23 protein-coding genes and 1 tRNA gene are annotated in these 26706 nt (G+C 69.5%); 8 read left to right on the top strand and 16 right to left on the bottom strand.

The window, feature by feature from the left end; translation table 11 throughout:
• On the top strand, positions 1-181 hold a 181-nt coding region (locus VEC04_RS09625; protein ID WP_324776231.1), incomplete at its 5' end, for a M48 family metallopeptidase.
• A gap of 163 nt (positions 182-344) precedes the next feature.
• Here VEC04_RS09625 and VEC04_RS09620 read toward each other — a convergent pair.
• Together VEC04_RS09620 and VEC04_RS09615 are read right to left on the bottom strand one after the other, a co-directional pair.
• Complete coding sequence (locus tag VEC04_RS09620; protein ID WP_324776229.1) at positions 345-2468, bottom strand: PBP1A family penicillin-binding protein; 2124 nt, start codon at positions 2466-2468, stop codon at positions 345-347.
• Positions 2469-2586: 118 nt separating this feature from the next.
• Positions 2587-3525 carry an alpha/beta hydrolase gene (locus VEC04_RS09615; protein ID WP_324776227.1) on the bottom strand — a complete coding sequence of 313 codons (939 nt, stop codon included), beginning with the start codon at positions 3523-3525 and terminating at the stop codon, positions 2587-2589.
• A gap of 124 nt (positions 3526-3649) precedes the next feature.
• Here VEC04_RS09615 and VEC04_RS09610 point away from each other — a divergent pair, with 124 nt between their 5' ends.
• Together VEC04_RS09610 and VEC04_RS09605 are read left to right on the top strand one after the other, a co-directional pair.
• On the top strand, positions 3650-4771 hold the full coding sequence (locus VEC04_RS09610) for an aromatic ring-hydroxylating dioxygenase subunit alpha (RefSeq protein ID WP_324776225.1): 1122 nt from the start codon (positions 3650-3652) through the stop codon (positions 4769-4771).
• An 84-nt stretch (positions 4772-4855) separates the two neighbouring features.
• The gene (locus VEC04_RS09605; RefSeq protein WP_324776223.1) at positions 4856-6931 is read left to right on the top strand and encodes a S8 family serine peptidase; all 2076 of its coding nucleotides are present in this window, start codon (positions 4856-4858) and stop codon (positions 6929-6931) included.
• Positions 6932-6998: 67 nt separating this feature from the next.
• Here the strand turns inward: VEC04_RS09605 and VEC04_RS09600 are convergent, their stop codons facing one another.
• Together VEC04_RS09600 and VEC04_RS09595 are read right to left on the bottom strand one after the other, a co-directional pair.
• Positions 6999-7658: a TetR/AcrR family transcriptional regulator gene (locus tag VEC04_RS09600; RefSeq protein WP_324776221.1), complete on the bottom strand. Its 660-nt coding sequence runs from the start codon at positions 7656-7658 to the stop codon at positions 6999-7001.
• A 212-nt stretch (positions 7659-7870) separates the two neighbouring features.
• Entirely contained in the window at positions 7871-9712 is a 1842-nt protein-coding gene (locus tag VEC04_RS09595; protein ID WP_324776219.1) for a cation:proton antiporter, read from the bottom strand.
• Positions 9713-9862: 150 nt separating this feature from the next.
• Here VEC04_RS09595 and VEC04_RS09590 point away from each other — a divergent pair, with 150 nt between their 5' ends.
• Entirely contained in the window at positions 9863-12004 is a 2142-nt protein-coding gene (locus VEC04_RS09590) for a M13 family metallopeptidase (protein ID WP_324776217.1), read from the top strand.
• Between the two features lie 204 nt (positions 12005-12208).
• On the top strand, positions 12209-13600 hold the full coding sequence (locus tag VEC04_RS09585; protein ID WP_324776215.1) for an ankyrin repeat domain-containing protein: 1392 nt from the start codon (positions 12209-12211) through the stop codon (positions 13598-13600).
• 223 nt (positions 13601-13823) lie between these two features.
• On the opposite strand, the gene hisS is transcribed toward VEC04_RS09585, so the two are convergent.
• The 5 genes from hisS to VEC04_RS09560 all read right to left on the bottom strand — a co-directional run bounded on the left by hisS (position 13824) and on the right by VEC04_RS09560 (position 18664).
• The gene (hisS, locus tag VEC04_RS09580; protein ID WP_324776213.1) at positions 13824-15329 is read right to left on the bottom strand and encodes a histidine--tRNA ligase; all 1506 of its coding nucleotides are present in this window, start codon (positions 15327-15329) and stop codon (positions 13824-13826) included.
• 70 nt (positions 15330-15399) lie between these two features.
• Positions 15400-16674: a DUF418 domain-containing protein gene (locus VEC04_RS09575; RefSeq protein ID WP_324776211.1), complete on the bottom strand. Its 1275-nt coding sequence runs from the start codon at positions 16672-16674 to the stop codon at positions 15400-15402.
• Between the two features lie 99 nt (positions 16675-16773).
• A complete protein-coding gene (locus VEC04_RS09570) occupies positions 16774-17355 on the bottom strand; it encodes a phthalate transporter (RefSeq protein ID WP_324776209.1) in 582 nt (193 codons plus the stop codon).
• Positions 17352-18230, bottom strand: a complete 879-nt coding sequence (locus VEC04_RS09565) for a 3-hydroxybutyryl-CoA dehydrogenase (RefSeq protein ID WP_324776207.1) — start codon at positions 18228-18230, stop codon at positions 17352-17354. The genes VEC04_RS09570 and VEC04_RS09565 overlap by 4 nt, the downstream gene beginning before the upstream one ends.
• A 128-nt stretch (positions 18231-18358) precedes the next feature.
• Positions 18359-18664: a YggT family protein gene (locus VEC04_RS09560; protein WP_324776205.1), complete on the bottom strand. Its 306-nt coding sequence runs from the start codon at positions 18662-18664 to the stop codon at positions 18359-18361.
• Between the two features lie 159 nt (positions 18665-18823).
• Between VEC04_RS09560 and VEC04_RS09555 the strand changes: the two genes are divergently transcribed.
• A tRNA-Ala gene (locus VEC04_RS09555) sits at positions 18824-18899 on the top strand.
• A gap of 163 nt (positions 18900-19062) precedes the next feature.
• Positions 19063-19530 (top strand): peptidase S1, encoded by a 468-nt coding sequence (locus VEC04_RS09550; protein WP_324776203.1) that lies wholly within the window; start codon positions 19063-19065, stop codon positions 19528-19530.
• Positions 19531-19611: 81 nt separating this feature from the next.
• On the opposite strand, the gene VEC04_RS09545 is transcribed toward VEC04_RS09550, so the two are convergent.
• From VEC04_RS09545 to VEC04_RS09525, 5 genes are all read right to left on the bottom strand, one after another.
• Positions 19612-19899, bottom strand: a complete 288-nt coding sequence (locus VEC04_RS09545; RefSeq protein WP_324776201.1) for an HPr family phosphocarrier protein — start codon at positions 19897-19899, stop codon at positions 19612-19614.
• Entirely contained in the window at positions 19896-20300 is a 405-nt protein-coding gene (locus VEC04_RS09540) for a PTS sugar transporter subunit IIA (RefSeq protein ID WP_168045372.1), read from the bottom strand. The genes VEC04_RS09545 and VEC04_RS09540 overlap by 4 nt, the downstream gene beginning before the upstream one ends.
• 89 nt (positions 20301-20389) lie before the next feature.
• Positions 20390-20821, bottom strand: coding sequence for an HPr kinase/phosphatase C-terminal domain-containing protein (locus VEC04_RS09535; protein ID WP_324776197.1), 432 nt, complete (start codon positions 20819-20821; stop codon positions 20390-20392).
• 13 nt (positions 20822-20834) lie between these two features.
• A complete protein-coding gene (locus VEC04_RS09530; RefSeq protein ID WP_324776195.1) occupies positions 20835-22481 on the bottom strand; it encodes an ATP-binding protein in 1647 nt (548 codons plus the stop codon).
• Positions 22450-23154, bottom strand: a complete 705-nt coding sequence (locus tag VEC04_RS09525) for a response regulator transcription factor (protein WP_324776193.1) — start codon at positions 23152-23154, stop codon at positions 22450-22452. Before VEC04_RS09525 ends, VEC04_RS09530 begins: the two co-directional genes overlap by 32 nt.
• Before the next feature lie 174 nt (positions 23155-23328).
• Between VEC04_RS09525 and VEC04_RS09520 the strand changes: the two genes are divergently transcribed.
• Positions 23329-25047 carry a hypothetical protein gene (locus tag VEC04_RS09520; RefSeq protein ID WP_324776191.1) on the top strand — a complete coding sequence of 573 codons (1719 nt, stop codon included), beginning with the start codon at positions 23329-23331 and terminating at the stop codon, positions 25045-25047.
• Between the two features lie 3 nt (positions 25048-25050).
• On the opposite strand, the gene VEC04_RS09515 is transcribed toward VEC04_RS09520, so the two are convergent.
• The gene (locus VEC04_RS09515) at positions 25051-25392 is read right to left on the bottom strand and encodes a zf-TFIIB domain-containing protein (RefSeq protein ID WP_324776189.1); all 342 of its coding nucleotides are present in this window, start codon (positions 25390-25392) and stop codon (positions 25051-25053) included.
• A gap of 93 nt (positions 25393-25485) precedes the next feature.
• Positions 25486-26673, bottom strand: a complete 1188-nt coding sequence (locus VEC04_RS09510) for an NAD(P)/FAD-dependent oxidoreductase (RefSeq protein ID WP_324776187.1) — start codon at positions 26671-26673, stop codon at positions 25486-25488.
• Between the last annotated feature and the right edge of the window lie 33 nt (positions 26674-26706).

Below are 26706 nucleotides of genomic sequence, written 5' to 3'. Positions count from 1 at the left end.
GGTGATCATGGCTCCGCACGCGGTGATCGACTACCTCGCCGCTCACGAGGTCGCCCATCTGGTCCACGCCGACCACAGCCCGGCCTACTGGTCGGTGGTCCAGCGCCTGATCGGCGACCACCGCCCGCACCGCAAATGGCTGCGCGACCACGGGCCTGCGTTGCACGCGGTGGGGCGGTAGCGGCCGGAGACCAGTTCGCGACCATTTCGACCATGGTTACGGACGCGAAACCCCCCGAGTTCGACCAGTTCGACCATGAAATGCACGCACGAGGGCCGCGCATTTTCACCGCGTCGTACTCGGGCTAAGCCCAAGGATGACGGGGAAAGGTGTTCACAGCACCTCAGAAGAACAGCGGATCGGCCTTCTTCTCCGGCGGCGGCGCGGGTTCCGGCTGCGGCGCCGGCGGATCGCGCTGGGGCTGGGGCTGCGTCGGGCGCAGCACCGGGGTGTCGTTGCGGTTGGGTGAGGTCGGGCGCTGCGGCGGCGGCGGGTCCAGCAGCCCCTCGTCCAGCGGATCGACGCTCGTGTCGCCCGGCGGATTGTCCCCGAACAGGTCGCCGATGCGGCCGATCAGGCTTTCGACCGGGCTGGGCGGCTGCCAGCCTTCGGGCATGGCCGGGCCGTCCGGGATCGGCGGGGCGTTCAGGCGCGGCAGCGCCGCTTCCATGAAGCCGCGCCAGATGGCCGCCGGCGACGAGCCGCCGGTGACGCCGCGCATCGCCGAGTTGTCGTCCTTGCCGACCCAGACGGCGGTGACGAAGCCGCCGGTGTAGCCGACGAACCAGGCGTCCTTGTAGTCCGAGGTGGTGCCGGTCTTGCCCGCCACGTCGCGCCCGGCGATGGCCGCGGACCGTCCCGTGCCCGAGGTCATGACCCCGCGCAGCATCTGGTTCAGGTAGTAGAGATATGGATTGGAGATGGCCTGCACCGGCCCGGTCTCGCGGCTGGCGCGCTGGTAGATGACCCGGCCCTGCGGGGTGCGGATGCGGCTGATGCCATAGGCCCGGACGCGCTTGCCGCCGTTGGCGAAGGCGTCATAGGCCTGGGCCATGTCGAGCGGCGAGACCTCGACCGCGCCCAACGCCATGGCCGGTTCCAGCCCGATGCGCGAACTGATGCCGAGGCGTCGCGCGGTGCGGGCGACGTTGTCGCGGCCGATCTGGTCGGCGAGCCCGGCGGCGACGGTGTTGATCGACTGGGCCACGGCCTGCGACAGGGTCATCTCGCCGCGGTAGTCGCCCGTATAGTTGCGCGGCGACCAGTTGCCGATGCGGATCGGCGCGTCGTTGACCAGGGTCTGGGGCGTGTAGCCGCTCTCCAGCGCGGTCAGATAGACGAACGGCTTCCATGCCGAGCCCGCCTGCCTGCGGGCATCGACGGCGCGGTTGAACTGGCTGTCGGCGTAGGAGGCGCCGCCGATCATGGCGCGCACCCGGCCCTCGCCGTCCAGCGCCACCAGCGCCGCCTGCTGCACGCCCCTGGACCGGTCGCGGTCGAGGATGCGGCGCACCGCCCGCTCCGCCGAGGTCTGCAGGGTCAGGTCCAGCGTCGTCTCGACGATCATGTCCTCGGTCGGCTCGCCGACCAGTTCGCGGATCTGCTTGTCCAGCCAGTCGACGAAATACTGGGCATGCTGGCTGGCCAGGGTGCGCGACACGCGGACCGGCTCGGTCACCGCCTGGGCGCGCTGCTCGGGCGAGATCACCCCGGCGTCGACCATTTCGTTGAGGACCACCGTGGCGCGCGCAGCGGCCCGCTCGCTCTCGGACACCGGCGAGTAGCGCGACGGGGCCTTGAGCAGGCCGGCCAGCAGGGCCGCCTCGCCGACGGTCAGGTCCTTGGCGCCCTTGTCGAAATAGCGCTGCGAGGCCGCCTCGATGCCATAGGCCCCGGCGCCGAAATAGACGCGGTTCAGATAGAGGGCGAGGATCTCCTTCTTGGAGAATTTCATCTCCAGCCAGACCGCCAGCATGAGCTCCTGGACCTTGCGTTTCATGTTCTGGTCCGGGGACAGGAACAGGTTCTTGGCCAGCTGCTGGGTCAGGGTCGAGCCGCCCTGGACGACGCGCCCGGCGCGCATGTTGGCCGCGATGGCGCGGGTCATGCCGATCGGGTCGAAGCCGGGGTGGTGGTAGAAGCGCCGGTCCTCGATGGCGATGAAGGCCGCCGGGACATAGTCGGGCAGGGCGTCGAGGTCGGCCGGCGGGGCCTGCTGCGTCCCCCGCACCGCGATCAGGGCGCCGTTGCGGTCCAGATAGGTGATCGAGGGCTGGCGGTCGACGTTGTAGAGAGTCGAGGTGTCGGGCAGGTCGCGCGCGAAGACGGCGAAGAAGACGACCAGGAAGATGGCGCCCCAGACGGCCAGCACCGAGCCCCAGTAGATCAGCCGCTGCACCGGGGTGCGGGCGGCCTTCGGCTGACCGTCGCCGCCGCCGCGCCTGAAGCTGAAGCCGGAACCCGCCATCGAAACCTCATCCAGTCCGGTAGCGGTCTTAGCCGTTCGCCGGACGCACGCAAACGCCCCTCACGTCGTCACCGGACCGTGAGGGACGTTTCCGCCGAAAGCATGGCCCTTGGCGGGGCTATTCTAAAAACGCGTTCACCTCAGCGACGAACACGGCCGGCTGATCCAGCATGATGAAGTGGGCGCTGTCGTCGATCCGCTTCAGGGTCGCGGCGGGCAGGGTGGTGAACGAGGCGCGGTAGATGCCGTCGGTGATCTCGGGCGTCATGCGGGGATCGTTGAACCTGACGTAGAGCACGGTGGTGGGGGCGGTGATGTTGGCCAGCTCGGGCCGCAGGTCGGTGACGACCAGCTCGCGCATCGCCGAGGCGGCCACCTTCTGGTCCGTCGTGGCGCCGGCTTCCAGCGGCCCCGCGCGCTGCGACCCGGTATTGATCATGCTGGTGATGCTGGCGCTCGACTCAGCCAGCCACTGCTCGCGGGACGAGTTGGCCATGCCCTGGTAGATCATCTCGCCCATCGGGGCGACGCTCTCGGGCGTGGCGTTGGCGCCGCCGAACATGGCGCCCATGAAGGGGATCATGTCGACCACCATCAGCTTGCCGACGGCGTCCGGATGGCGCGCGGCCAGCATCATGCCGATCGTGCCCCCCATCGAATGACCGATCACCGCCGGCTTCTGCAGGCCCTGCTCGCGGATGTAGCGGGCGATGTCCTCGGCCACCGGAGCGGAGACCGGCCCTTCCGCATTGGCCTCGGCCGGCGCGCCGGCGAAGCCCTGGACATGGATGCGGTGGACGCGGTAGCGGCCCTTCAGCTCATCCGTCAGCATGTCCCAGACCTCGGGCGAGGACGACAGGCCGGGGATCAGGATGACGTCGCCGACCGGGTGCTCCGGCCCGTCGATGCGGACGTGGAAGCGGCCCGACTCGAAGTCGGCGTGCTGGTGGCCGTGGGCGGCGTGGGCGGCGCGCGCATGGGCGCCGTGGGCGTCCTGGGCGAAGGCGGGTGTCGTCAGGGCGGCGGCGGCCATCAGGGCCATAAGGGCAGGTCTCATCGGTTCGCTTTCTCCAAAACGTTCCGTCCTGAATACGCGCCGCACTTTATGATGTAAAGTGCTTTTCTCATACTCGCGCGCGGCGGCTGGCGGGGAGGCCGGGCCCGCGCCTAGAATAGCAGACATGACGCCTCCCGATACCGCCCCCGTCGAAGCGCCCACCGGGGCCCGAGCCGCCCCGCCCGCGCCGTTCGGCAAGGGATTCGTTCTCGACACTTGGTATTTCGTCGCCCTGTCGCGCGACGTGAAGCCGGCCTCGCTGAAGCGCCACGAGCTGCTGGGGGAACCGGTCCTGATCGGCCGGACCCGGGCGGGTCAGGCCTACGCCATGCGCGACATCTGTCCCCACCGGGCCGCGCCGCTGTCGGCCGGACGGCTCGTCGAAAAGCCCGGCGAGGGGGAGACCATCGAGTGCTGCTACCACGGCTGGCGCTTCCGCCCCGACGGCGTCTGCGCCGCCATTCCGTCGCTGGTCGAGGATCAGGCCTATGAGCCGGAGCGCATCCGCGTGCGCTCCTATCCGGTGCGCGAGAGCCAGGGCATGGTCTTCGTCTGGGTCTCGTCCGATCCGCGCACCCCGGCCGAACCCGATCACGAGCCGCCGGTCTTTCCCGGCGTCGTCGGCGGCGAGGCGAAGCTGGTCGAAGCAATGGATTTCGAGGCCCATATCGACCACGCCGTCGTCGGTCTGATGGACCCCGCCCACGGCCCCTACGTCCACCAGCAGTGGTGGTGGCGCTCCGAGCATTCGATGCACGAGAAGGCCAAGGCCTTCGAGCCGCGCGAACTAGGCTTCGCCATGGTCCGCCATGCCCCGTCGTCGAACAGCCGGGCCTACAGGATTCTGGGCGGCGCGCCGGCGACCGAGATCACCTTCCGCCTGCCGGGTTTCCGCTGGGAGCATATCCAGGTCGGCGAGAAACAGGTGCTGGCCCTGACCTGCCTGACCCCCCGGTCGGACACGCGGACCACCATCACCCAGATCTTCTGGTCCGACCACTGGGTGTTCAACATCGCCAAGCCCTTCCTGCGGATGGGCGTGGCCGCCTTCCTGAAGCAGGACGGCGGCATGGTGAACCTGCAGAACGAGGGCCTGCGCTACGACCCGGCCCTGATCTGGATCGACGACGCCGACAAACAGGCCAAATGGTACCAGCAGCTCAAGCGCGAGTGGGGCAAGAGCCGCGCCGAGGGCCGGCCGTTCGCCAACCCGGTCAAGGCGGCGACTCTGCGCTGGAAGAGCTGAGGGCTATCGGGCCCGGATCGGCCTCCTGGAACCCGCCACTGGGCCTCGTAGTTTTTGAGACGCAGGTCGGGCGAGGAGATGGGTATGCTTCCGGGCCGGATCCGATCGATCGCGATCTCTCTTTCAGTCGCTCTTCTCGCGCTTTCCGCCAGCGCCGCCGCGCAAGACGAGACGCAAACCCCGCCGCCCGGTCAGGGGCAGGGACAGGGACAAGGACAAGGGCAGGGGCGGGGCCTTGGCACGCCGCAGCACGTGCTCGACGCGCCGCGCCGGACCGGTCGCCCGATACCCGGTCGCTTCATCGTCACGCTCGAGCCGCGAACCGACCCCCGGGCCGTCGCCGCCGAACACGGCGTCGAGCCGGACTTCACCTATCAAACCGTTCTCATCGGCTTCGCGGGCCGCATGTCGGATCTCGCCCGTAGCGGTCTGCTTCGCGACAACCGGGTGGTCCGCGTCGAGCAGGACGCGGAGGTGGTGATCACGCAATCGGCCAACAGCTGGGGACTCGACCGGATCGACCAGGCGTCGCTGCCGTTGAGTGGAACCTACAGCGCGACAGCGACCGGTCGGGGTGTGACCGCGTACGTCTTCGACTCCGGCATCCGCTTCGATCACGTCCTGTTCGGCGGTCGCGCGGTCCGCGGCATCGATGTCATCAACGACGGACAGAACGGGGGCGACTGCAACGGTCACGGAACGCACGTCGCCGGCACCATCGGCGGGGGCTATGGCTATGGAGTCGCGCCCGGCGTGACCCTGGCCTCCGCCCGCGTGCTCAACTGTCAGGGCAGCGGGTCGGTCAGCGGCATCATCTACGCCCTTGATTGGGTTGCGGCGAACGCCCGCCGTCCGGCCGTCGTCAACATGTCCCTGGGCGGCTCAAGCTCCGCCTCTCTCGATGATGCCGTGAACCGGCTCGTCAGCCGGGGAATCGCGGCCGTCGTCGCCGCAGGCAACGAGACCGCCGACGCGTGCGGCGTGTCTCCGGCGCGGGCTCCGAACGCCCTGACCATCGGCGCCACGGACAACCGGGACGCACGCGGCAGTTACTCGAACTACGGCAGCTGCGTCGACCTGTTCGCCCCCGGCTCCGCCATTGTTTCGGGGTATCACACGGGACCCAACGTCGTGGCCCAGATGAGCGGCACCTCCATGGCCGCCCCACATGTCGCGGGAGCCGTGGCGCTGTTGCTTGAGGCGACGCCTTCGGCCTCGCCCGCGGCGTTGCGTGATGCGCTCTATCAAAGCGCGACCAGGGGCAAGGTGACCGACGCCCGGAGCGTCAACAACCACCTGCTGTTCGTCGGCTCCGCGGCGGCGCCCGTCCCGGTGGCCGGAACGATTACGGGCACCGCCGGAGCTGACACGGTCAACCGGTCGACGACAGTGCCCGGGCAGCCTCTCCCGGGCGCAGGCGGCGAGCGGATCTCCGGTCTGGCCGGCGCCGACAATCTGCACGGGGAGGGGGGCGACGACACACTCGACGGGGGCGATGGCGACGACACGCTCAACGGCGGTCCCGGCAACGATGTCATCGACGGCGGCGCCGGCGTCGATACGGTCACCTACGCCGACGCCGACGCGGCGGTGAAGGTGAACCTCGGCGCTACGGCCGCCCAGGACACAGGCGGATCGGGCGTGGACACGCTCAGAAACCTCGAACATTTCGTCGGTTCGGCGCATCACGACACGGTCACCGGCAACAGCGCGGCGAACACCATTGGGGGCGGGGCGGGTCACGACCAGCTGAACGGCGTCGCCGGGAGCGACACGGTGGACGGCGGAGACGGCTACGACCTCGTCAACGGCGGATCGGGAAACGACCGATTGGTCGGCGGGGCGGGAGGGGACAGGTTCGCCTTCGACTCGGCCCTCGGCGCCACGACGAATGTCGACACGATCGTGGACTTTTCCGTCGCCGACGACACGATGCTGCTGGTCCGGTCCGTCTTCACGACTCTTGCCGCCGGCAGCTTGCCCACCACAGCCTTCCACGTCGGGACGCAGGCGCAGACCACGAGCCACCGGATCATCCACGACCGCGCCACGGGGAACATCTATTACGACCCGGACGGCAGCGGGGCGGCGGCCCAGACGCTCTTCGCCAGGGTCACCGCCGGCCTTGCCCTGACGAGCCTCGACTTCACGGTCGTCTGACGCCGGCGCGCAAGAAAAAGCCGCGACGTGGGAACGTCGCGGCTTTTCATGTCCCGATGGGCCGCGACTACTGCCGGCTGATCGCCCCTGCGAGGATGACGTCGACCTGCTTGCCCATTCGCTCGGTCAGCTGGTTCATCGCCCAGCCGTCGTAGGCGGCGCGGCGGTAGTTGGACAGGAAGGCGTCGTAGATCAGCTCGCTCAGCAGCCGGATGTCGGCGTCCTGGCGCAGCTCGCCCTCGCGCACCGCGGCCTGCAGGGTGTCGGTGATGACCGACAGGATCGGCTTGATGGCGTCGCGGGTGCGCATTTCGGCGGCGACCGGCTGGAACCACGAGCGGGCGATCACCGCCTGGACCAGCGGCAGCTGCTCGAGCGAGCCGTGGTAGCCGGAGCCGAGAGCGGCCAGCAGGCGGGTGCGCACCGAGCCTTCGGCGGCGGCCGCGGCCTTCATCGTCCCGGCCAGCTTGCCCATGTCGGTCGACAGGACGGCTTCGAACAGCTCGGCCTTGTCCTGGAAATTGGCGAACACCGCGCCGGTCGACATGCCCGCGCCCTTGGCGATGTCGCGGATGGTGGCGGGCTCATAGCCGCGCTCGGCGAACAGCTGCCGGGCGGCGTCCAGAACCTTCTGGCGGGTGCGGACCTTGGCCGCCTGGCGACGATTCAGGCGGGGGGTCTCGGTCTCGGATTCGGACTGGGGGGTAGGCAGGGCGATATCTCGCATGAAACGGGTACTCGACTAAACGGCGCTGACACTCGCCGATCGATAACGGACCGCCGAAGCGATGGGGAGGAAGCGGAACGCAACGCCGTGCGACCGCCGGGAAGTCATCTTCCGACAACAGGGGCAGTCATCACGCAACGATGACCAAAATGGGGTGCGGAGATTAACGTGCCGCTGACCGCCGGGGTTAACGCCGCGACATCTTGACCCGATCAGCTTCGCGCCGTCGTGCGCAGGGCGCGGACCCGGCGCGGCCGGTTCGGACCGTCCGGGATAGCCTGCTGGAACAGCGCGCGGAAGCGATCGCGGCGCTCGTGGATCGAGGCCAGCACCAGCCCCATCGGCACGCCCAGATCCACCAGGGTGTTCTCGGCCAGCTGCAGCGCCGCCTCGGTCGTCTCGGGCACGGCGTCCGTGACCCCGAGATGATACAGCCGCTCGGCGTGGCGCTCGTCGCGGGCGCGGGCGATCAGGATCAGGTCGGGCCTCAACCCCCTCGCGGCGCGCACCACCTCGTCGACCTTGGCCGGGGCGTCCATGGTCACCACCACCGCCCGGGCCGTGTCGACGCCGCACAGCTGGAGCATCTCGGGCCGGCCGGCGTCGCCATAAAAGACGTTGGCCCCCTCGGCCCGGCCCCTGGCTACGGTGGTGGCGTTGGCGTCCAGCGCCAGATACGACTGGCCGTGCTCGGCCAGCATCTCCCCGACCAGGCGGCCAACCCGGCCGAAGCCGACGATCAGCACCTGGTTCTCCGTGCTGACCGGCTCCAGCGCCTCGGCCGGCAGATCGGGTTGCGCCGTCTCGACCCGCCGGGTCAGGCGGTCGGCGATCAGGGCCATCAGGGGGATGGTGAAGATGCTGATCGTCGCCGCCAGCATGACCGTGCGGGTGAAGGCCGGCGAGGCGATGCCCTCGACCAGCCCGGCCCCGAAGATGACGAAGGCGAACTCCCCGGCCGGTCCCAGGACCAGCGCCGCCTCGATGGCGGTGCGGTTCTTGACGCCCCACAGCCGCGCCGCGCCGTAGATCAGCCCGGCCTTCAGCAGGGTCAGGCCGACGGCCAGTCCGAAGACCCCGGCCGGATCGGCGGCCACGGCGTCGAGGTCCAGCCCGATGCCGACCCCGACGAAGAAGACGCCGAGCAGCAGGCCTTTGAACGGTTCGATCGACAGCTCGACCTCGCGGCGGAACTCGGTCTCGGCCAGCAGCAGGCCGGCGATCAGGGCGCCGAGGCTCATCGACAGGCCGGCCGCCTGGGCCGCCAGTCCGGCGCCGACGACGACCAGCAGGCTGGCCGCCACGAACATCTCCTGCCCCTGTCCCTGCGCCTTGGCCCTGGCCACGGAGCGGAACATCGGTCGCAGCACCAGCCGCCCCAGCACCACGATCAGCGCCAGACCGATCGCCGCGGGAACGAGCGTCAACAGAGCCGGCCTCAGGACCGACGGATCGAACTCGCCGGCCGGCGTCGCGCCCGCCAGGGCGGCTGCGGCCATGACCGTCACCGTGATCAGGATCGGCGCCACCGCCAGATCCTGCGCCAGAAGGACGGAAAAGGTGGTCCGGCCGGCCGCGCTTCCCATCCGGCCGCGCTCGGCCATCACCGGCATGACCACGGCCGTCGAGGACAGGGCGAAACCCATGCCCAGCACCGCGGCCGACACCAGCGTCTGGCCCATGAGCATGAACAGCGCCGCCAGCGCCACGGTGCACACCGCGACCTGGGTCAGGCCGAGGCCGAAGACCAGTTTGCGCATTGATCTGAGCCGCTCCCACGACAGCTCAAGGCCGATCATGAAGAGCAGGAAGGCGACGCCGAGCTCAGACAGCGAGCGGATCTGGCCGGCGTCGGAAATGGTCAGCCAGGCCAGCCATGGCGCGGTGTCGGACAGGCGCGCCAGTCCGTCGGGGCCCAGCAGCACGCCGGCGGCGAGAAATCCGAGGATGGGGCTGATCTTCAGGCGGTTGAACAGCGGGACCATGACGCCCGCGGCGGCCAGAAAGACCACCAGATCCTTGTATTCGCCGCCCGCGCCGCCGTGCCCCGTCATTCGCCCTCCGTCCCGTTCAGCCTACAGGCTGAAACGCCCGCCTGTCCGCGTTTCCGTCGCATCATGACAAAAAATTCAGGCGACAGGTCTCCCCGCGCGCGTAGGGTCGCCGCCGACCTTCCAAGCGAAGTCAAGTCGAGGGAAACCCACATGAAGAAGCTGCTTATCGGCGCCGCCGTCGGCGCCCTGCTCCTGCCCGCCGCGCCCGCGCTGGCCCAGCATTTCGCGGATGATGGTCACGACCACGCCTGCGTCGACGAGGCCTGCACGGTCTTCGAACTGTTCCAGACCCCGGCCGAGGGCGCGACCGTGCTCGGCTACCAGGGCGTCGTGGCTCCGAAATACGGGACCTGGGGCTTTGACCTCGACGGCCGCGACACCTCGGTTCGCCCGGGCGACAGCTTCATGCGCTACGCCAACGGCGCCGCGCTGGACCGGCTGCAGATCCCCTCTGACCGCACCTCCTACGGCTCGTTCAACCTGCTGCGCGAACTGTCGGACAACCGGGTCAAGGTGATGATCGACGCGCTCGTCGCCCGCACCGACCTGATGCCCGGCTCCGACGAGCAGAAGATCGCCGACGCCTACCGCGCCTATATGGACGAAGCCCGCATCGAGGCGCTCGACGCCCAGCCGTTGCAGCCCTATCTCGCCGCCATCCGCGCCGCCGACACCCATGACAAGGCCGCGGTCTACATGGGCGAGACGCAGGGCCGCTTCGGCGGTTCGATCTTCGGCACCGGCATCTCGACCGACCAGAAGGCCCCGAACCGCTACGTCGTCACCACCGGCCAGTCGGGCCTCGGCCTTCCCAACCGCGACTATTATCTGGAACAGCGCTGGGCCGAGAAGAAGGCGCTGTACCGCGCCTATGTGGAGCGCATGCTGGAGATGATCGGCTGGGAGAATCCCTCCGCCAACGCCGACGCCATTCTCGCCTTCGAGACCCGCATCGCCGAGGCGCACTGGACTCCGGTCCAGAACCGCAACCGCGACGAGACCTACAACGAATACACCATCTCCAGCCTGGCCGGCGAGGCTCCGGGCTTCCCGTGGCAGGACTATTTCTCGGCCATCGGCGTCGGGGAGGTCCCGCGCCTGATCGTGCGTCAGGACACGGCCATGCCGAAGATCGCCGCCATCTACGCCGAGACGCCGATCCAGGTGATCCAGGCCTGGCAGGCCTTCCACACCACGGACGACGCCGCCGGCGTGCTGTCGAAGCGCTTCGCCGACGCCCAGTGGGAGTTCCGCTCGCGTGACCTGAACGGCCAGCCGCAACAGCGCCCCCGCGACAAGCGCGGCATCAGCTTCGCCGAGGGCATGCTCGGCGAGGCCGTCGGCCGCCAGTATGTGGCTGAATACTTCCCGGCCGAGTCCAAGGCCAAGATGGAGGAGCTGGTCGCCAACCTGCGCACCGCGCTCAGCAACCGCATCAACACCTACGACTGGATGAGCGCCGAGACCAAGGCCGCGGCCCAGGACAAGCTGGCCAAGTTCACGGTCAAGATCGGCTACCCGAACAAGTGGCGCGACTATTCCGGACTGCAGGTCCGCGCCGACGACCTGTTCGGCAATGCCGAGCGCGCCGGCCTGTTCCAGTGGAACTACCGCCTCGAACGTCTCAACGAGCCGGTCGACAAGGACGAGTGGGGCATGACCCCGCAGACGGTCAACGCCTACTACAACTCGACCAATAACGAGATCGTCTTCCCGGCCGCGATCCTGCAGCCGCCGTTCTTCGATCCGGACGCGGACCCGGCCGTCAACTACGGCGGCATCGGCGGCGTCATCGGCCACGAGATCGGCCACGGCTTCGACGACCAGGGCTCCAAGTCCGACGGCGACGGCGTGCTGCGCAACTGGTGGACGCCCGCAGACAAGGCCAATTTCGAGGCCCTGACCGCCCGTCTCGGCGCCCAGTACGACGCGTTCGAGCCGTTGCCAGGCTTTAAGGTCAACGGCGCCCTGACCATGGGCGAGAACATCGGCGACGCCGCCGGCAATGCGGTCGGCCTCGAGGCCTATCACCTGTCGCTGAACGGCCAGTCGGCCCCGATCCTCGACGGCACGACCGGCGACCAGCGCTTCTTCTACGGCTGGGCCCAGGTCTGGCAGTCGAAATACCGCGACGACGCCCTGCGCAACCAGATCGCCACCGATCCGCACAGCCCGGCCGAGTTCCGCGTCATCGGCCCGGTTCGCAACGTCGACGCCTGGTACGAGGCCTTCGATGTCAAGCCCGGCGACAAATACTACCTCGCTCCGGAAGACCGCGTCCGCATCTGGTAAGCGGCGGTCCATCGAACAGGGAAGGGCCGGGGCGGCGACGCTCCGGCCCTTTTCTTTGCGCTTCGCCCGGCATAGGCTTTCGCCCGGTCGTCAGGGGCGACCTCCCGTCCGCGGAAAGGGCTCAGCCCGCCTCCACACGCCCTGATCGACAGCGACCTTTTCCAGCCCGCCGAGCGGACACGGGCGCCGAGGAAAGGGTTTCCCATGTCCGCTCCCGAAGCTCCGCGCCGTCAGCTGCCGGCCCACCCGTCCCAGGAATTTCTCCGCAAGGAAGCCAAGCGCCTGGCCCGGGCCGAGGCCTGTCCCCTCACCGCCGCCCAAGCCCGCATCGCGCATGACCATGGCTTCCCCAACTGGGCCAGGCTGATGCGGGCGGTGGTCACGCGCATCGACGAAGGCCGTCGCTCGCCCCTGTCGCAGGCCGCGGCCCGGGGAGACGAAACCGCCGTGCGGGAGTTGCTGGCGGCGGGGGCGGCCGTCGACGGCGAGCCTGGCGAGGTCAATACGCCGCTCTATCTCGCCTGCGGGTCTGACGCACCCGCCGCAGGCCGCATCGCCGTGGCCCGGAGCCTGCTCGACGCCGGCGCCTTCCCGCGCGCCTTCTGCGAGGACGGGTCGACGCCGCTGCACGCGGCCGCCCGCACCGGACCGGCCGAGATGGTCGAGCTGCTGCTTCGCCGCGGCGCCCTGTTCTGGCAGGGCGACGGCCGCGACCGCCGGCCGTTCGACGTCGCCCGGGACGGCGCGCCAACGGATCGCGAACAGATCATGGCCCTGCTCGCCGACGGACCCAGGATCGCCGACCCCGCCTTCCGGGCCGCCGTCGCCGCCATCCAGTCGGGCGACGCGGCCGGGCTGGCCGATCTGCTCGACGCCCATCCGCGCCTGCTGACCGGGCGCGCCATCGAGCCGGAGATGGGCCCCAAAGGCTATTTCAGCGACCCGGCGCTGTTCTGGTTCATCGCCAACAACCCCACCCTGATCCCACGCTCGCCGCCGAACATCGTCGACATCGCCCGCCTGATGCTGGCGCGCGGCGTCAAGCGCGAGGACGTGACCTATGCGCTGGAGCTGGTCATGACCAACGCCTTGATGAGCGGGCCGGAACAGGTCGCCCTCGCCGCTGTCCTGATCGACGCCGGCGCCGAGGTCACCCGCCGTGCCGTTCTGATGACGCTGGGTCATCGGCAGACCGCCGTGCTTGCCTGGCTGGTGGAGCGGGGCCGACCGCTCGACGCCGTGACCGCGGGGGGACTGGGCCGGACCGAAGATCTGGCGCGGCTTCTCGCCGGGGCCGCCGCGCCGGAGCTTCAGGACGCCCTGGCCGCCGCCGTCATCAACCAGCGGCCCGGGGCCGTCCGCCTGTGCCTCGAAGCCGGGGCCGATCCGAACCCGCTGATGCCGGTGCACGCCCATTCGACGCCTCTGCATCAGGCCGCGCTGGAGGGGGATCTGGCGACGATGCGGCTGCTGCTGGCCGCCGGGGCGAGCCGCGAGAGGCAGGACACGCTGTGGCGCGGCACGCCGCTGGACTGGGCCCTGCATGGAAACCAGCCGGAGGCGGCCGAACTGCTGCGCGCCTGCAAGGGCGACTGACGGGGCGGCTTTCAGGCACGAAAAAGCCCGCCGCGGGGGATACATCGCGGCGGGCTTCTTTCGCTCTCTACGGAGCGGACGTTTCCTCCCCGAAACGCCTCCGAAAGGCCGCTGCGTCGGAACGCCACGGCTTTCGAGTGGCGTCAGAATGACGACATTCCCACGGCCAAGTCAATGAAGTCGCAGCCGAAACGGCCGGTTTTCATCCCTTATCAATGATAACTCACGCATCCGTGTGCGGAGCGTCGGCGATCCGGCGGACGACAGCGACCAGTTCGCCGCGGGAGACGGTCAGCTGTCCCGGACGCTCCGCCTTCCACGCCTCGTTGTCGGCGATCCCGGCGGCCAGCGCCCGGCCGGCGTGTAGGTCCTTGATGGTCACCTGACCGGCCGCGATCTCGTCGCCGCCGAGGATCACCGCCGCCGGGGCGCCGCGGCGATCGGCGTATTTCATCTGCGCCTTCATGCCCGCCCGGCCCAGATAGAGTTCGGCGGCGATCCCGGCGCCGCGCAGCTCGGCCACGGCGTCGAGATAGTGCTGCATGTCGGCTTCCGAGAAGACGATCACCACCACGGGGCCGCGCACCGCGTCCGCCGCTCCGCGGCCCGCCGCGCGCAGGGCCGAGGCCAAGCGCGACACCCCGAACGAGAAGCCGGTCGCCGGCAGCCGCTCGCCGGTGAACCGCGCCACCAGGTCGTCATAGCGTCCGCCGCCGCCGATCGAACCGAAGCGCACCGCCCGGCCCTTCTCGTCGGTGGTCTCCAGCAGCAGTTCGGCCTCGAATACGGCCCCGGTGTAATATTCCAGCCCGCGCACGATAGTCGGGTCGAAGCGCACGGCGTCCTGCCCGACCTTCATCGCGCCCAGGGCCCTGTCGATGGCGGCCAGTTCCGCCAAGGCCGCCGCGCCCGCCGCGCCGAGACCGCCCAAGTTGCTGAGCGCCCGCAAAACCTCCTCGCGCGAGAAACGCTCGACCGTTGCTGTGGCGAGAAGAGCCTGGATTCTGGCGATGACCGGTGAAGGCAGCTGCGCACCCTTGGTGTAATCGCCGGACTCGTCCAGCCGGCCTTCGCCCAGCAGGGCGGCGACGCCCTCCCAGCCCAGCCGGTCATATTTGTCGATGGCCCTGAGCGCCGTCAGCCTCTGGCCCGCGTCCTCGATCCCGCCCGCCTCAAACAGGCCGTCGAACAGCTTGCGGTTCGAGACCCGCATCACCGCCTGGTCAGGCGCGAGACCCGCCGCCTGCAGGCCCTCGCAGGCCATGGCGATAATCTCGGCGTCGGCCTCGGGCCGGTCGGAGCCGACCGTGTCGGCATCGCACTGCACGAATTCGCGGAAGCGGCCGGGGCCGGGTTTCTCGTTGCGCCACACCGGCCCGAAGGCGTAGCGGCGGAACGGCTTGGGCAGGGTCTCCCAGTTCTGGGCCGCGAACCGGGCGAGCGGCGCGGTCAGGTCGTAGCGCAGCGCCATCCACTCGCCGTTCCCCGCCTCGTCGGGATCGTCCTGCAGGGCGAAGACCCCCTCGTTGGGACGGTCGGCGTCGGGCAGGAATTTGCCGAGGGCGTCGGCGTATTCGAAGGCGCCGGTGTCGAGTGGCTCGAAGCCCCAGCGTTCGTAGACGGCGGACACCCGCGTCACCAGCCGACGCTCGGCGATCAGGTCGCGGCCGCGGCGGTCGGCGAACCCCCGCGGAGCGCGGGCTTCGGGGCGTGATGAGGCGTGGGTCATGCCGCGCTTCCTAAAGGAGGGAGGCGCGAGTGGCGAGAGGCGCCGGCCCCCCCGGGGGCACGGCGCTGTGTCAGACCGAAACCGGATCGGCGCGGACCGCGCCCACCGCCTTGCGGATCGGCACCAGTCGCCCGTAGGTCAGGCAGCGCCAGACCCACTCCAGCGGCCCCATCTGAAACACCGACAGCCAGAGCGGCGACCAGATCAGCTGGGCCACCCAGACGGCGACGACCACCATCCACATTTCGGCGGGGTGATGCGTGCCGAACCACATCGGCCCCCACGGCGCATAGTAGAGGGTGACCATGATCAGGGTCTGGGTCAGGTAGTTGGTGAACGCCATCCGGCCGACCGGAACCAGCACCGCGGTCAGCATCCGCAGTCCGAACTTCGTGATCAGGATCAGGACGCTCGCGTAGAAGAGGGTGATCAGGAAGGCCATGCCTCCCGCCCCGGCGGCCAGTCCGCGCGTGGGGTCGACCGCCTCGCCCGCCATAAGGTCCTGCCAGCGCCACAGGGCGAAGAGCGCGAGATTGGCGCCGCCGACCAGGATGACGAGCAGATAGGTCCAGAGCGGCGCCCGGCCCGAGAACCAGCCGGACTTGAACAGGCCCAGCCCCAGCATCATCAGCGGCACGGAGATTGGGATCAGGAAGGGGCTGGCCATCAGCTGGAAGGTCGCCCAGGTCTTGAGGTTCTCCATCAGCCCGGCCGGCCAGCCGCTGCGGTACAGGTCAATGGCCGCCGCGATCGAGGCGGGGTCGGCCGTCGGCATGTTCGCCTTCATCTGCTCGGCCATTTCCGGCGGCATGTTCGACATGCCCCAGTAGCCGAGGGTGGCCACCACACCCCAGAGGACGGTGATGGAGCCCCCGACCCAGAGCAGGCGTGAAGCCTTCCACGACCGCACCAGCATCACCAGCATGCCGCAATAGGCGTAGTGGAACAGGATGTCGCCGTACCAGAACACCATCCCGTGGATCAGGCCGAAGACGCCCAGCCAGATCAGGCGGCGCCATAGAACCTTGCCGCGTTCGCGGTCGGACCGCTCGCCGCCGACCAGGAACACCGAAACGCCGAACAGCATGGTGAAGAGGGTGCGGAATTTGTCGGCGAAGAAGACGTCGGTGACCCACAGCCCGACCGTGTCGAAGTAGCTGAGATCGCCGGGCGGCGGCGCTTCGGCCATGGTCAGCTGGACAGGCCAGGCGAAGGAGATGGCGTTCACGGCGAGGATGCCCAGGATGGCCCAGCCCCGCAGCATGTCGAGATTGAAAATCCGGTCCTTCGGCGCGATCGGCGCCTGCGCCGGCTTCAACGGAAGAGTGCTGTCGGCAGCGGCCATGGCGTTTTCCCCCCACTCTGGCGCAGGCAGCTTGGCCCGAACGGCCGCGGCGTCAAACTGAATTTCCTGTAACGCCCCGCGCCGGCCGCGGCGGGGGGCTCAGTCCGGCTCGCGCTCGCCCATCAGGCCGAGGCGGTCGCGCACCTCCGGCTGCGGCCGGAAGGCGATGAAGGCCGCGCACAGCCCGGCCCACAGCGCATAGCTGACGCCGACCAGAACCGCGACCGAAAGGCCGCCGACGCCGTAGATCAGCAGCGAGGTCTCGCTGCCGCCGACCGCCTCGCCGACATTGGCGGCGTGCAGCCACTGCAGCAGCGCCTGGACGAGGGCGAACAGGGCGCCGAGCCCCGCCGCCAACAGGCCGCCGTAGAACATGAAGCGCCAGATCACGCCCAGCCTGGTCGCCGGCCGCCCGGTCCGCCGCCGCTCCTTGTCCAGCAGCCAAAGGCCGCCGGGCACGGCCAGCAGGCCGATGAACAGCACCAGCAACCGCCAGTCCATCTCCAGCCCGGGCATCCAGTTCTTCGGCCGCCACAGCGGCAGGGTCAGGACGAGGGGCGGCCAGAGCCCGCCGAGCACCGCGGCCAGCACGATGCGGTGCGGCTCGCGCCGCCATGTCACCCGCGTCTGGCCCGGGAAGTCCTCGGGCCGGTCCAGCGGGGGAAGCCTGGGGCGGATCATCGCGTCGGCGCCGGCGTCTCGCCGGAATAGTCGTAGAAGCCGCGTCCGGACTTGCGTCCCAGCCAGCCGGCCTCGACGTATTTCACCAGCAGCGGGCAGGGCCGGTATTTGCTGTCGGCCAGGCCGTCATAGAGCACGTTCATGATGGCCAGAACCACATCCAGCCCCATGAAGTCGGCCAGCTCGAGCGGCCCCATCGGATGGTTGGCCCCGAGCTTCAGCGCCTTGTCGATCGACGCCACGTTCCCGACCCCCTCATAGAGGGTGTAGATCGCCTCGTTGATCATCGGCACCAGGATCCGGTTGACGATGAAGGCGGGGAAGTCCTCGGCGTTGGTGGTGGTCTTGCCGAGGCTCTCGGCGAAGGCGACGGCGGTGTCGTAGGTCTCGGCCGAGGTGGCGATGCCGCGGATGATCTCCACCAGCTTCATCACCGGGGCGGGCTTCATGAAATGCAGGCCGATGAACCGCTCGGGCCGATCCGTCGCGGACGCCAGGCGGGTGATCGAGATCGACGAGGTGTTGGAGGCCAGCAGCGTGTTCGGGCCGAGGTGCGGGACCAGATCGGCGAGGATCGACTTCTTGACCGCCTCGTCCTCGACCGCAGCCTCGATGACCAGATCCGCCCGGGCCGCCTCCGCCAGCGACTTCGCCGGCCGGATTCGCGCCACGGCGGCGTCGGCCTCGGCCTGGGTGGTCAGGCCTCGCGCCACCTGCCGCGACAGGCTGGCGGCGATCGCGCCCTGGGCCTGGGGCACGCGCTCCGGCGCGGCGTCGTGTAGCAGCACCTCATAGCCGCCGACGGCGACGGCCTGGGCGATGCCGGCCCCCATCTGGCCCGCGCCGACGATGGCGACTGATCGGATCGTGGTCATGAAGTCCGGAGTTCTGGCAGGCGCTTGGCCCGATCGGAGCGGCACCTTAGGACGGTCGCCGCGTCAAGCAAGCGCCCGATGCCGAGCACGCGCGCCGCCGCCGCCGCTGTCGCCCGGAGGCCACGCTCCTAGCCCAGCGTCTGTATCAGGAAGGGCGCGCTCATCTCGTTGAACAGGATGCGCAGGAAGTGGATCGCCAGCAGCGCCACGATCGGCGTGATGTCCAGTCCGCCCAGCGGCGGAATGACCCGTCGGAACGGCGCGAGTATCGGTCCGGTGACGGCGTCGAGGAAAGACGCCAGCTGGTTCACGAACCGATTGCGGTGATTGATCACGTCGAAGGCGAACAGCCAGCTCATGATCGCCGAGATGATAATCGCCCAGGTCATGAGACCGAGGACGGCGTTGACCAGCCAGACGATGGCGGTGCCCATGGATTCAGCGCTCCCTATCTGGTTCCGCTTCTACCGCGTCGCTCCGGCCTGTCCAAGGATTCGCGAAACCGCGCGACGATCGGCGCGAACCCGTTGACGCCGCGCCCGCCCGCTCGTATGTCGCGCGCTCGCCTGAACCCGACCTGGGTCGGACTTTGGGGGGCCGTAGCTCAGTTGGTAGAGCGCGTCGTTCGCAATGACGAGGTCAGGGGTTCGACTCCCCTCGGCTCCACCATCCTGCTCCGCGCTGACGCGCTTCGCAGGATGATGCGGGATTCGCCGCGTCGACGACACTCTCCCACGAAACCTGACAACGGCGTTAGCCCAGCTTGACGACGCCCCGCGTTTGGCGTGGAGTCGGCTCGGGCTGATCCACAGGGAACCCCGGGGGAACCAACATGAAACGTCTCATCAGCGCGCTGGCGCTGGCCGCCATGCTCGCCGCGCCCGGCGCCGCCGCCGCGCAGAACGCCAACCTGACCGCCAATTTCGGCGAAATCCGCCTGAACGTGGGCTTCACGCCGGATCCGCACCGGGTCGACCTGACCGCGGGCGGTTCGATCGACGCCTATACCGACACCGATCTGCCGGGCGCCTGCGTCGGCGATATCTCTGACGCGCCGGACTATGAGGTCACCTACAGCGCCGGTTCGCTGCCGCTGGTGTTCCGCACCCGTTCGTCGACCGACACCACCCTGATCATCAACGGCCCCGACGGCCAGTGGTACTGCGATGACGACAGCTGGGGCGACGGCGACGCCGAGGTGCGCTTCAACAAGCCGTCCAGCGGCACCTATGACATCTGGATCGGCACCTTCAACGGCGGCACCGCCTCGGCCGCCCTGCTGATCACCGAAACGCCGTAGGCTCACGCAGCGAGCGACCGAGTCGCGAGCGCCGGCGCACCAGAAAGAACGCCCCGACGGTCCGCCGTCGGGGCGTTTTCGCTACTGGTCCTCGTCGAAGCGGCGTCCGACGAGGTCGGCCAGCGCCGCCACCGCCGCCTCCGCCTCGGGCCCCTCGGCGACGATGTCGATGCCGCAGCCGTTGCCGGCGCCCAGCATCAGCAGGCCCATGATCGACAGGGCGTTGACCGTGACTCCGTCGCGGGTGACGTGGACCTCGGCGTCGAAGCTCGAGGCCAGTTTGACGAATTTGGCGCTGGCCCGGGCGTGCAGGCCGCGGGAGTTGCAGATATTGGCGGTCGCCGCCGCCCGGCCGGTCACGACGCTCATTTCTCGCCCTGCAGCACCCAGCTGGCGACGGAGATGTATTTGCGTCCCGCGTCCTGGGCGTGGGCGACACAGGCCTGCAGCGGCTCGCGCCCGCGCACGCTGGCCAGCTTGATCAGCATCGGCAGGTTCAGTCCGGCGATGACCTCGGCGTGGGTCTCCTCCATCACCGAGATGGCGAGGTTGGAGGGGGTTCCGCCGAACATATCGGTCAGCAGGATGACGCCGTCGCCGTCATCGACCGCGCGGGCGGCGTCGACGATGTCGCGCCGGCGGCGCTCCATGTCGTCTTCGGGGCCGATGCAGATGGCGGCGACGCCCCGCTGGGGCCCCACGACATGCTCCATGGCCGACAGGAATTCCGAGGCCAGACCCCCGTGGGTGACGATCACCAGGCCGATCATGAAGGCTTCACCAAGACTCGCGCCCCGCGTCTCCGGCCGTCCGCTGGACCGGCCGCAAGCCGCGCGGAATAGCCCAACTCCGTCCCCGGTTAAAGCCGGGCGAGCGCCGTCGCGACCTTTTCGACCGCCGAGGCCTCGAATCCGTTCAGGCGCAGCAGCGGCAACGCCACCCCCTCGAAGACCCGGGTCTCGGTTTCCGGGAGGCGCTCGACGGGGTCTCCGGTCAGATCCACGGTCAGAGACAGCCGGGTCAGGCCGCGCGCGCAGGCCGGCACGACGCCCACCCCCCGGGCCTCCATCCGCCCGGCGATGGTCTCCGGCGCGACCGCATAGAGGACGCCCCCGGACGCAATCACGTGGGCGTAGTCGTCGGCCACCAGACGCCAGCCGCGTCCAATCAGCCGCAGCGTCAGGTCGCTCTTGCCGGCGCCGGCGGGACCCGTGATCAGCACCGCGCGCCAGCCGACGCCCGGCCGCCACCGCGCCGCCACGGTGCCGTGCAGCGGCTGCCGTCCGCTCATGACCGAAGCCTGATCACGGCCGCCGTCCCGAGGGCGCCGTGGGCAGGGCCACCTCGAAACGCGCGCCGACGATCTCGCCGTCGGCGCCGCGGCGGTTCTCGGCCCAGACCTGTCCGCCGTGCGCCTCGACGATCTGTTTGACGATCGACAGGCCGAGGCCGGAGTTGGTCCCGAACGCCGTGCCGCGGGGACGCGAGGTGTAGAAGCGCTCGAACACCGTCTCGAGGTTCTCCGGCGGGATGCCTGGCCCGTCGTCCTCGACACGGACGCGCACCGGCCGGTCGGGATCGATGTCGTCGCGCGCCAGGCTGACCCGCACTTCCCCGCCCGGCGGGCTGAACGAGCGGGCGTTGTCGATCAGGTTGCGGAACACCTGGCCCAGCGGTCCGTCGCGGCCGCGGATGACGGCGTGTTCCGGCTCGGCGGCGGCGAAGCGCACATGCACTCCTCCGTCTGGCCCGATTCCGGCCTCGTAGACGCCGACGATCTCGCTGAGCAGCACGGTCAGGTCGATGGGCCGGGGCCGGTCGCGGTTCAACTCGGCGTCCAGCCGCGAGGCGTTGGAGATGTCGGTGATCAGCCGGTCCAGCCGCCGCACGTCCTGCTGCAGGAGGGCGGTCAGCTTCTCCCGCTGGGCCTCGGTCCTGACCAGCGGCAGGGTCTCCAGCGCCGAACGGATAGAGGTCAGCGGATTCTTGATCTCGTGGGCCACATCGGCGGCGAAGCGTTCGATGGCGTCCATCCGGTCCGACAGGGTCTCGGTCATGGTTTCGAGCGACCGCGCCAGGTCGCCGATCTCGTCCTTACGGTGGTCGAGGTCGGGCAGGGAGATGGCCCGGGCCCGCTGCAGCCGCACCGCATCCGCCGCCGCCGAGAGCCGCATCACCGGCCGGGCCACGAACAGATGCAGCAGCAGCGACGACAGCAGCGACACGAACAGGGCGACGAGGGCGAACGGCATCAGCGCCAGACGTTGCGCCGCCAGCGTCTCGTCGACGTCGCCGGCCTCCAGCGTCAGCACGCCCAGCACCTGTTCGACGTGGCGAACGGGGATCGACACCGAAACCACCCGGTCGCCGCTTTCCGACATCCGCAGGGTCGCCGAGGATCGGCCTTCCAGAGCGTTTTCGATTTCCGCGGCCAGCGCCGCCCGGGCCTGTTCCAGTTCGCGGGCGTCGTTCGCCTTTTCGTCGGCGTCGGGAACCGCCGGAGGACTGCCTGCCGGCAAGGCCGGGGGCAGGGGTTCTCCCGGTATGGCCTCGGTCACATCGTAGCTGTCGGCGACGAGCACGCCGTCGACATCGAACAGCCGGGCCCGCTGTCCTTCCGGAATAAAGTTGTCGCGCAGCCACTGGCTGGCTTCCGGGCCGTCGAGGTAGGGCGTGGGCACCCCGCGGGTGACCCCGATCTCGGGCTCTCCGAGGACCTGAACCAGCAGCTCGGCCTGCGCCGCCAGCGTCTCCTGCCGGGCCTCGATCAGGCCACGCCGCCACTCGTTCAGCGCCAGGGCGCCGCCGAACAGGATCAGCAGGCTGAGCAGGTTGAGGGCGAGGATGAATCCGCCCAGCCGCGAGCCGCCGAACCGCCGGGGGCGGCGCGGTCGGTCGTCGTCGGCCGGATCGGCCGGCTCAGCTCTCGCGGTAGCGGTATCCGACGCCATACAGGGTCTCGATCGCGTCGAATTCGGGATCGACCACCCTGAACTTCTTCCGCATCCGCTTGACGTGACTGTCGATGGTGCGGTCGTCGACATAGACCTGGTCGTCGTAGGCGGCGTCCATCAGATTGTCGCGGCTCTTCACGAAGCCGGGCCGCTGGGCCAGCGCCTGCAGCAGCAGGAATTCGGTCACCGTCAGCTTCACCGGCTTGCCGTCCCAGGTGCATTCGTGCCGGGCCGGGTCCATCGACAACTTGCCGCGCTTGATGGCCTTGGTCGAGCCGTCGCCCGACGGTTCGGGCTCGCCGCCGTCGGCGCCGGTGCGCCGCAGCAGCGCCTTGACCCGCTCGATCAGCAGTCGCTGGCTGAACGGCTTGTGGATGTAGTCGTCGGCGCCGAGATTGAAGCCCAGGATCTCGTCGATCTCCTCGTCCTTCGAGGTCAGCATGATGACCGGGATCTGCGAGGTCTGGCGCAGGCGGCGCAGCACCTCCATCCCGTCCATCCGCGGCATCTTCACATCGAGAATCGCCAGGTCCGGCGGATTCGTCTCCAGCGCCTCGAGGCCCGACGCCCCGTCGTGATAGGCGGTGATCTTGTGGCCATGGCTTTCCAGCGCCAGCGAGACGGACGCCACGATGTTTTCGTCGTCATCGACCAGGGTGATGTTGGCCAAGGCGGTCTCCTTGCAGGCTTCCCGTTCCCGCACTCAACGCGCGGCAAGCGTTACCGTTCTAAATCAACTGGGTGAGATTACGGCGATAAAATGGGCCGCTCCGCCTGAATGCGCAATGAAACCCGACCTTAAAGCCTTGGCGCCATCATGCGGCGTCATCAGTGCGAGCGTTTCATGGCCGGCCCCGTTCACTACGAAGTCTATATCCGCAAGACAGCGCCCGCCCCCTGGAGCCTCCAGATGGCGACGGAGGACCGCGCCAACGCCATCGAGACGGCCGAGGAACTGCTGGCGGACAACCGGGCCGCCGCCGTCCGCGTCACCAAGGAGACGCTCGACCCGGACACCATGGCCTTCAACAGCGTCACCGTCCTGACCCGCGGCGCGCCCGAGGTGCAACGCAAGCGGGTGATCCCCGAGGACGAGGCCGGCCCGCGCTGCGGCTCGCCCCAGGACCTGTATGCGCCGATGGCCCGCGACCTGATCGGCCGGGTGCTCGAGGACTGGCTCAACCGCCAGGGCGTCACCGCCTTCGAACTGCTTCACCGCCCCGACCTGGCCGAAAGGCTGGAAGCCTCCGGAGTCGAGCTGCAGCACGCCATCCAGAAGGTCGCCGTGCCCGAGAGCCAGGCCGTGGGCCAGCCGGTGCACGACCTCGTCCGCCACTATCAGAAACTCGCCGACCGGACGATCGAGCGCCTGCTGTTCGCCGGGCGCAAGAATCAGTTCCCCGACCTCGAGAATCATTCCCTCGCCGATCTGGCCCACCGGCTGGCCGGACAGTCCGACCGCGCCTTCATCATGGGCGGCATCATTTCCGGCGCCCTGAAGGGTGTGCGCGGCGGCCGGGCGCGGCTCGACCGGCTGATGGACCTCGCCGAGCGGGCGCCGATGGACGGGCCGCCCCACGCCATGGTCATGGTGCCGATCGAACAGGTGATGTGCGAACTCTTCGCCGCCCGAACCAATCTGGCCGATGTGCTCGGCCCCGCCCTCGACCAAGGCGCCTCGCTGGCGGCCGTGGTGCGGATGGTCGCTCCGCGCGAGGTCGCCGCCCTGATCAGCCAGGATCCCCGCCTAGCGCTGCAGGTGCCGGTGGTCGAAGGACCCGCCGCCCGGCTGGGCGAACGCGTCGCGGCGGGCCAGTTCCCTCTGCTGTCGGCGTCGCTCGCCCGCATGGTCGTGCGCGAACTGATGAGCCCGCGCCGCCTGCGCCCCAGCGACGCCGGCGGCGAGATCGACATCCTGCGCACCCTGGCCATGACCCTGACGGCGACGGCGGGACGGCTGCTGACTCTCGAGGAGGTCCAGACCGCCTTCAACGAGCGCTCCAAGGCCCTGGTCACCGCCGACTTCGTCGCCGCCTACGTCAAGCCGTGCAACACCGTGCTGTGCGAGGCCGAGGCCCTGACCCGGCTGTGCGAGAACGTCACCGGACTGGCCAACAAGCGCGCCGCCGCCCGCTGGCTGTCCGCCTGCGTCGGTTCGCTGCGCTTCGAGGGCGAGATGCGGACGCCGTCGGCCGATCAGACCGCCGCCCAGAAGCTGGGCGTCCTGGCCGGGCTGGCGCGCGCGGTGCGCGGTTGCGGTCTGTCGGAGCGGGACGAGACCGAGATCGTCGCCGCCATCGGAGCGGTGGGCGGGACCGTCGAGGCCGAGGCGAGGATCACGGTCATGCTCGCCCGCTCGCCGGCCCCGCTGCCGCAGAAGCTGTCCGTGTTGCTGCGCATGGCCGCGGGCGAAACCGCGCCGCTCGGGCCCGCCGCCGACCGGGCGAGGGCTGAAGCGGTCAAGCTGTTCCGCGCGCCCGACAACCGGGCCGTCCTCGCCGCCGCGCCGGAAGCGCTGGCGCCGCTCAAGGGGCTGATGAAGGCGGCGGGTCTGGCCGCCTGAGGCCTAGTCGAAGATGTCGAAGATGCTGTCGCGCTTCTTCTTGCGGTATTTGTAGTCGTCGTCGCGATACCGGTCGTCCTTGTAGCGCGGCGGTTCGCGATAGCCCTGCTGGGGCTGCTGACCCCATGGCTGCGGCGCCGCTTGCGGCGGGTATGGCTGGGGCGCGGCCTGGGCCGGCGGCGTGGCCGAGGCGCGGCCCTCCTCGGTGGCCGCGGCCATCAGCTTCTCCAGCTCGCCCCGGTCCAGCCAGACGCCGCGGCAGTTCGGGCACATGTCGAACTGCACGCCGCCCCTCTCCAGCGTCTGCATGGCGGCGTTGTCGTTGGGGCACATCAGCAGGGGCATCGGGACGTTCTCCGTGAAGCTGGATGAAGAGCTATGGCCGGACGGTGGTTCCGGCAACCCGCCCATCCCCGCAAGACCCGCGACAAATACGCCTCAGCATCCCTGTCCCGCGGCCCAGCCCGACGACCACGCCCACTGGAAGTTGTAGCCGCCGAGCCATCCGGTGACGTCCACCGCCTCGCCGATCACATACAGGCCGGGCACGGATTTCGCCGCCATGGTCTGCTGGTCCAGCTGGTCGGTCGCAACACCGCCCAGCGTCACCTCCGCCGTCCGGTAGCCCTCGCTCCCCACCGGCTTGACGCTCCAGCCATTGACCGCCTCGTCCAGCCGCCGCAGGGCCTTGTCGGACAGGTCGGCCAGATTGCCCGTCGCCGCCTCCTGCTCGACCAGCACCTCGGCCAGACGCTTCGGAACGATATGGCCCAGCGCCGTATGCGCCGCCTGCCGACCGTTCTCCGCCTTCATCGCCTTCAGCCGCGCGAACACGTCGACCCCGGGGGCCATGGCCACCGAGATCGCCTCGCCCTCGCGCCAATAACTGGAAATCTGCAGCACGGACGGCCCGCTGAGTCCGCGATGAGTGAACAGCAGTCCTTCGGCGAATTTCGTCTTGCCGTGCGAGACCACCGCCTCCACCGACACCCCCGCAAGCGGCTTGAGCCGCTCCAGCAGACCGGCCTCGAAGGTCAGCGGAACCAGCGCCGGCCGCGTCTCCGTCACCCGCAGCCCGAACGCCCGCGCGGTGTCGTAGGCCCAGCCCGTCGCGCCCATCTTCGGGATCGACTTGCCGCCGGTGGCCAGCACCAGCGATGACGCCCGCACCACCGAACCGTCCGACAGCGCCGCCTCGAATCCCTCTCCCGCCCGCGCGACCCGCTCCACCGAGACGCCCAGCGACAGCCGCGCCCCCGCCACCCGCATGTCGTCCGTCAGCATGCGGATGATCTGTTTGGCGCTGTCGTCGCAGAACAGCTGGCCGAGGGTCTTCTCATGCCAGGCGATGCCCGCCCTATCCACCCGCTTGATGAAGTCGTGCTGGGTGAACCGGCGCAGCGCCGAAGTGGAGAAACGCGGATTCTCGCCGAGGAAATTCCCCGGCCCGGTCCCCAGATTGGTGAAGTTGCAGCGCCCGCCGCCCGAGATGCGGATCTTCTCGCCGGGCGCCCGGGCGTGGTCGAGCACCCGCACGGTCCGTCCGCGACGGCCGGCCTCGATGGCGCACATCATGCCGGCGGCGCCGGCCCCGACGATCAGCACGTCCAGGTGTTCAGGCTTCATCCGCCCGCGTTAGCAGGCCGGCGGCCGGGCAGC

Origin of the sequence: Brevundimonas sp. (assembly GCF_035626535.1) — a bacterium.
Taxonomy (GTDB): domain Bacteria; phylum Pseudomonadota; class Alphaproteobacteria; order Caulobacterales; family Caulobacteraceae; genus Brevundimonas.
This window is presented reverse-complemented; position numbering and strand designations above follow the sequence as displayed.

Bases quoted from the DNA above. Each gene is read 5' to 3' on its own strand.
- VEC04_RS09560 (WP_324776205.1), bottom strand. From the start codon at position 18,664: ATGGGCACCGCCATCGTCTGGCTGGTCAACGCCGTCCTCGGTCTCATG.
- VEC04_RS09610 (WP_324776225.1), top strand. From the start codon at position 3,650: ATGACGCCTCCCGATACCGCCCCCGTCGAAGCGCCCACCGGGGCCCGA.
- VEC04_RS09620 (WP_324776229.1), bottom strand. From the start codon at position 2,468: ATGGCGGGTTCCGGCTTCAGCTTCAGGCGCGGCGGCGGCGACGGTCAG.
- VEC04_RS09530 (WP_324776195.1), bottom strand. From the start codon at position 22,481: ATGGCGTCGGATACCGCTACCGCGAGAGCTGAGCCGGCCGATCCGGCC.
- VEC04_RS09535 (WP_324776197.1), bottom strand. From the start codon at position 20,821: ATGAGCGGACGGCAGCCGCTGCACGGCACCGTGGCGGCGCGGTGGCGG.
- VEC04_RS09520 (WP_324776191.1), top strand. From the start codon at position 23,329: ATGGCCGGCCCCGTTCACTACGAAGTCTATATCCGCAAGACAGCGCCC.
- VEC04_RS09615 (WP_324776227.1), bottom strand. From the start codon at position 3,525: ATGAGACCTGCCCTTATGGCCCTGATGGCCGCCGCCGCCCTGACGACA.
- VEC04_RS09550 (WP_324776203.1), top strand. From the start codon at position 19,063: ATGAAACGTCTCATCAGCGCGCTGGCGCTGGCCGCCATGCTCGCCGCG.
- VEC04_RS09545 (WP_324776201.1), bottom strand. From the start codon at position 19,899: ATGAGCGTCGTGACCGGCCGGGCGGCGGCGACCGCCAATATCTGCAAC.
- VEC04_RS09565 (WP_324776207.1), bottom strand. From the start codon at position 18,230: ATGACCACGATCCGATCAGTCGCCATCGTCGGCGCGGGCCAGATGGGG.
- VEC04_RS09515 (WP_324776189.1), bottom strand. From the start codon at position 25,392: ATGCCCCTGCTGATGTGCCCCAACGACAACGCCGCCATGCAGACGCTG.
- VEC04_RS09540 (WP_168045372.1), bottom strand. From the start codon at position 20,300: ATGATCGGCCTGGTGATCGTCACCCACGGGGGTCTGGCCTCGGAATTC.
- VEC04_RS09600 (WP_324776221.1), bottom strand. From the start codon at position 7,658: ATGCGAGATATCGCCCTGCCTACCCCCCAGTCCGAATCCGAGACCGAG.
- VEC04_RS09595 (WP_324776219.1), bottom strand. From the start codon at position 9,712: ATGACGGGGCACGGCGGCGCGGGCGGCGAATACAAGGATCTGGTGGTC.
- VEC04_RS09510 (WP_324776187.1), bottom strand. From the start codon at position 26,673: ATGAAGCCTGAACACCTGGACGTGCTGATCGTCGGGGCCGGCGCCGCC.
- VEC04_RS09570 (WP_324776209.1), bottom strand. From the start codon at position 17,355: ATGATCCGCCCCAGGCTTCCCCCGCTGGACCGGCCCGAGGACTTCCCG.
- VEC04_RS09590 (WP_324776217.1), top strand. From the start codon at position 9,863: ATGAAGAAGCTGCTTATCGGCGCCGCCGTCGGCGCCCTGCTCCTGCCC.
- VEC04_RS09605 (WP_324776223.1), top strand. From the start codon at position 4,856: ATGCTTCCGGGCCGGATCCGATCGATCGCGATCTCTCTTTCAGTCGCT.
- hisS (WP_324776213.1), bottom strand. From the start codon at position 15,329: ATGACCCACGCCTCATCACGCCCCGAAGCCCGCGCTCCGCGGGGGTTC.
- VEC04_RS09585 (WP_324776215.1), top strand. From the start codon at position 12,209: ATGTCCGCTCCCGAAGCTCCGCGCCGTCAGCTGCCGGCCCACCCGTCC.
- VEC04_RS09575 (WP_324776211.1), bottom strand. From the start codon at position 16,674: ATGGCCGCTGCCGACAGCACTCTTCCGTTGAAGCCGGCGCAGGCGCCG.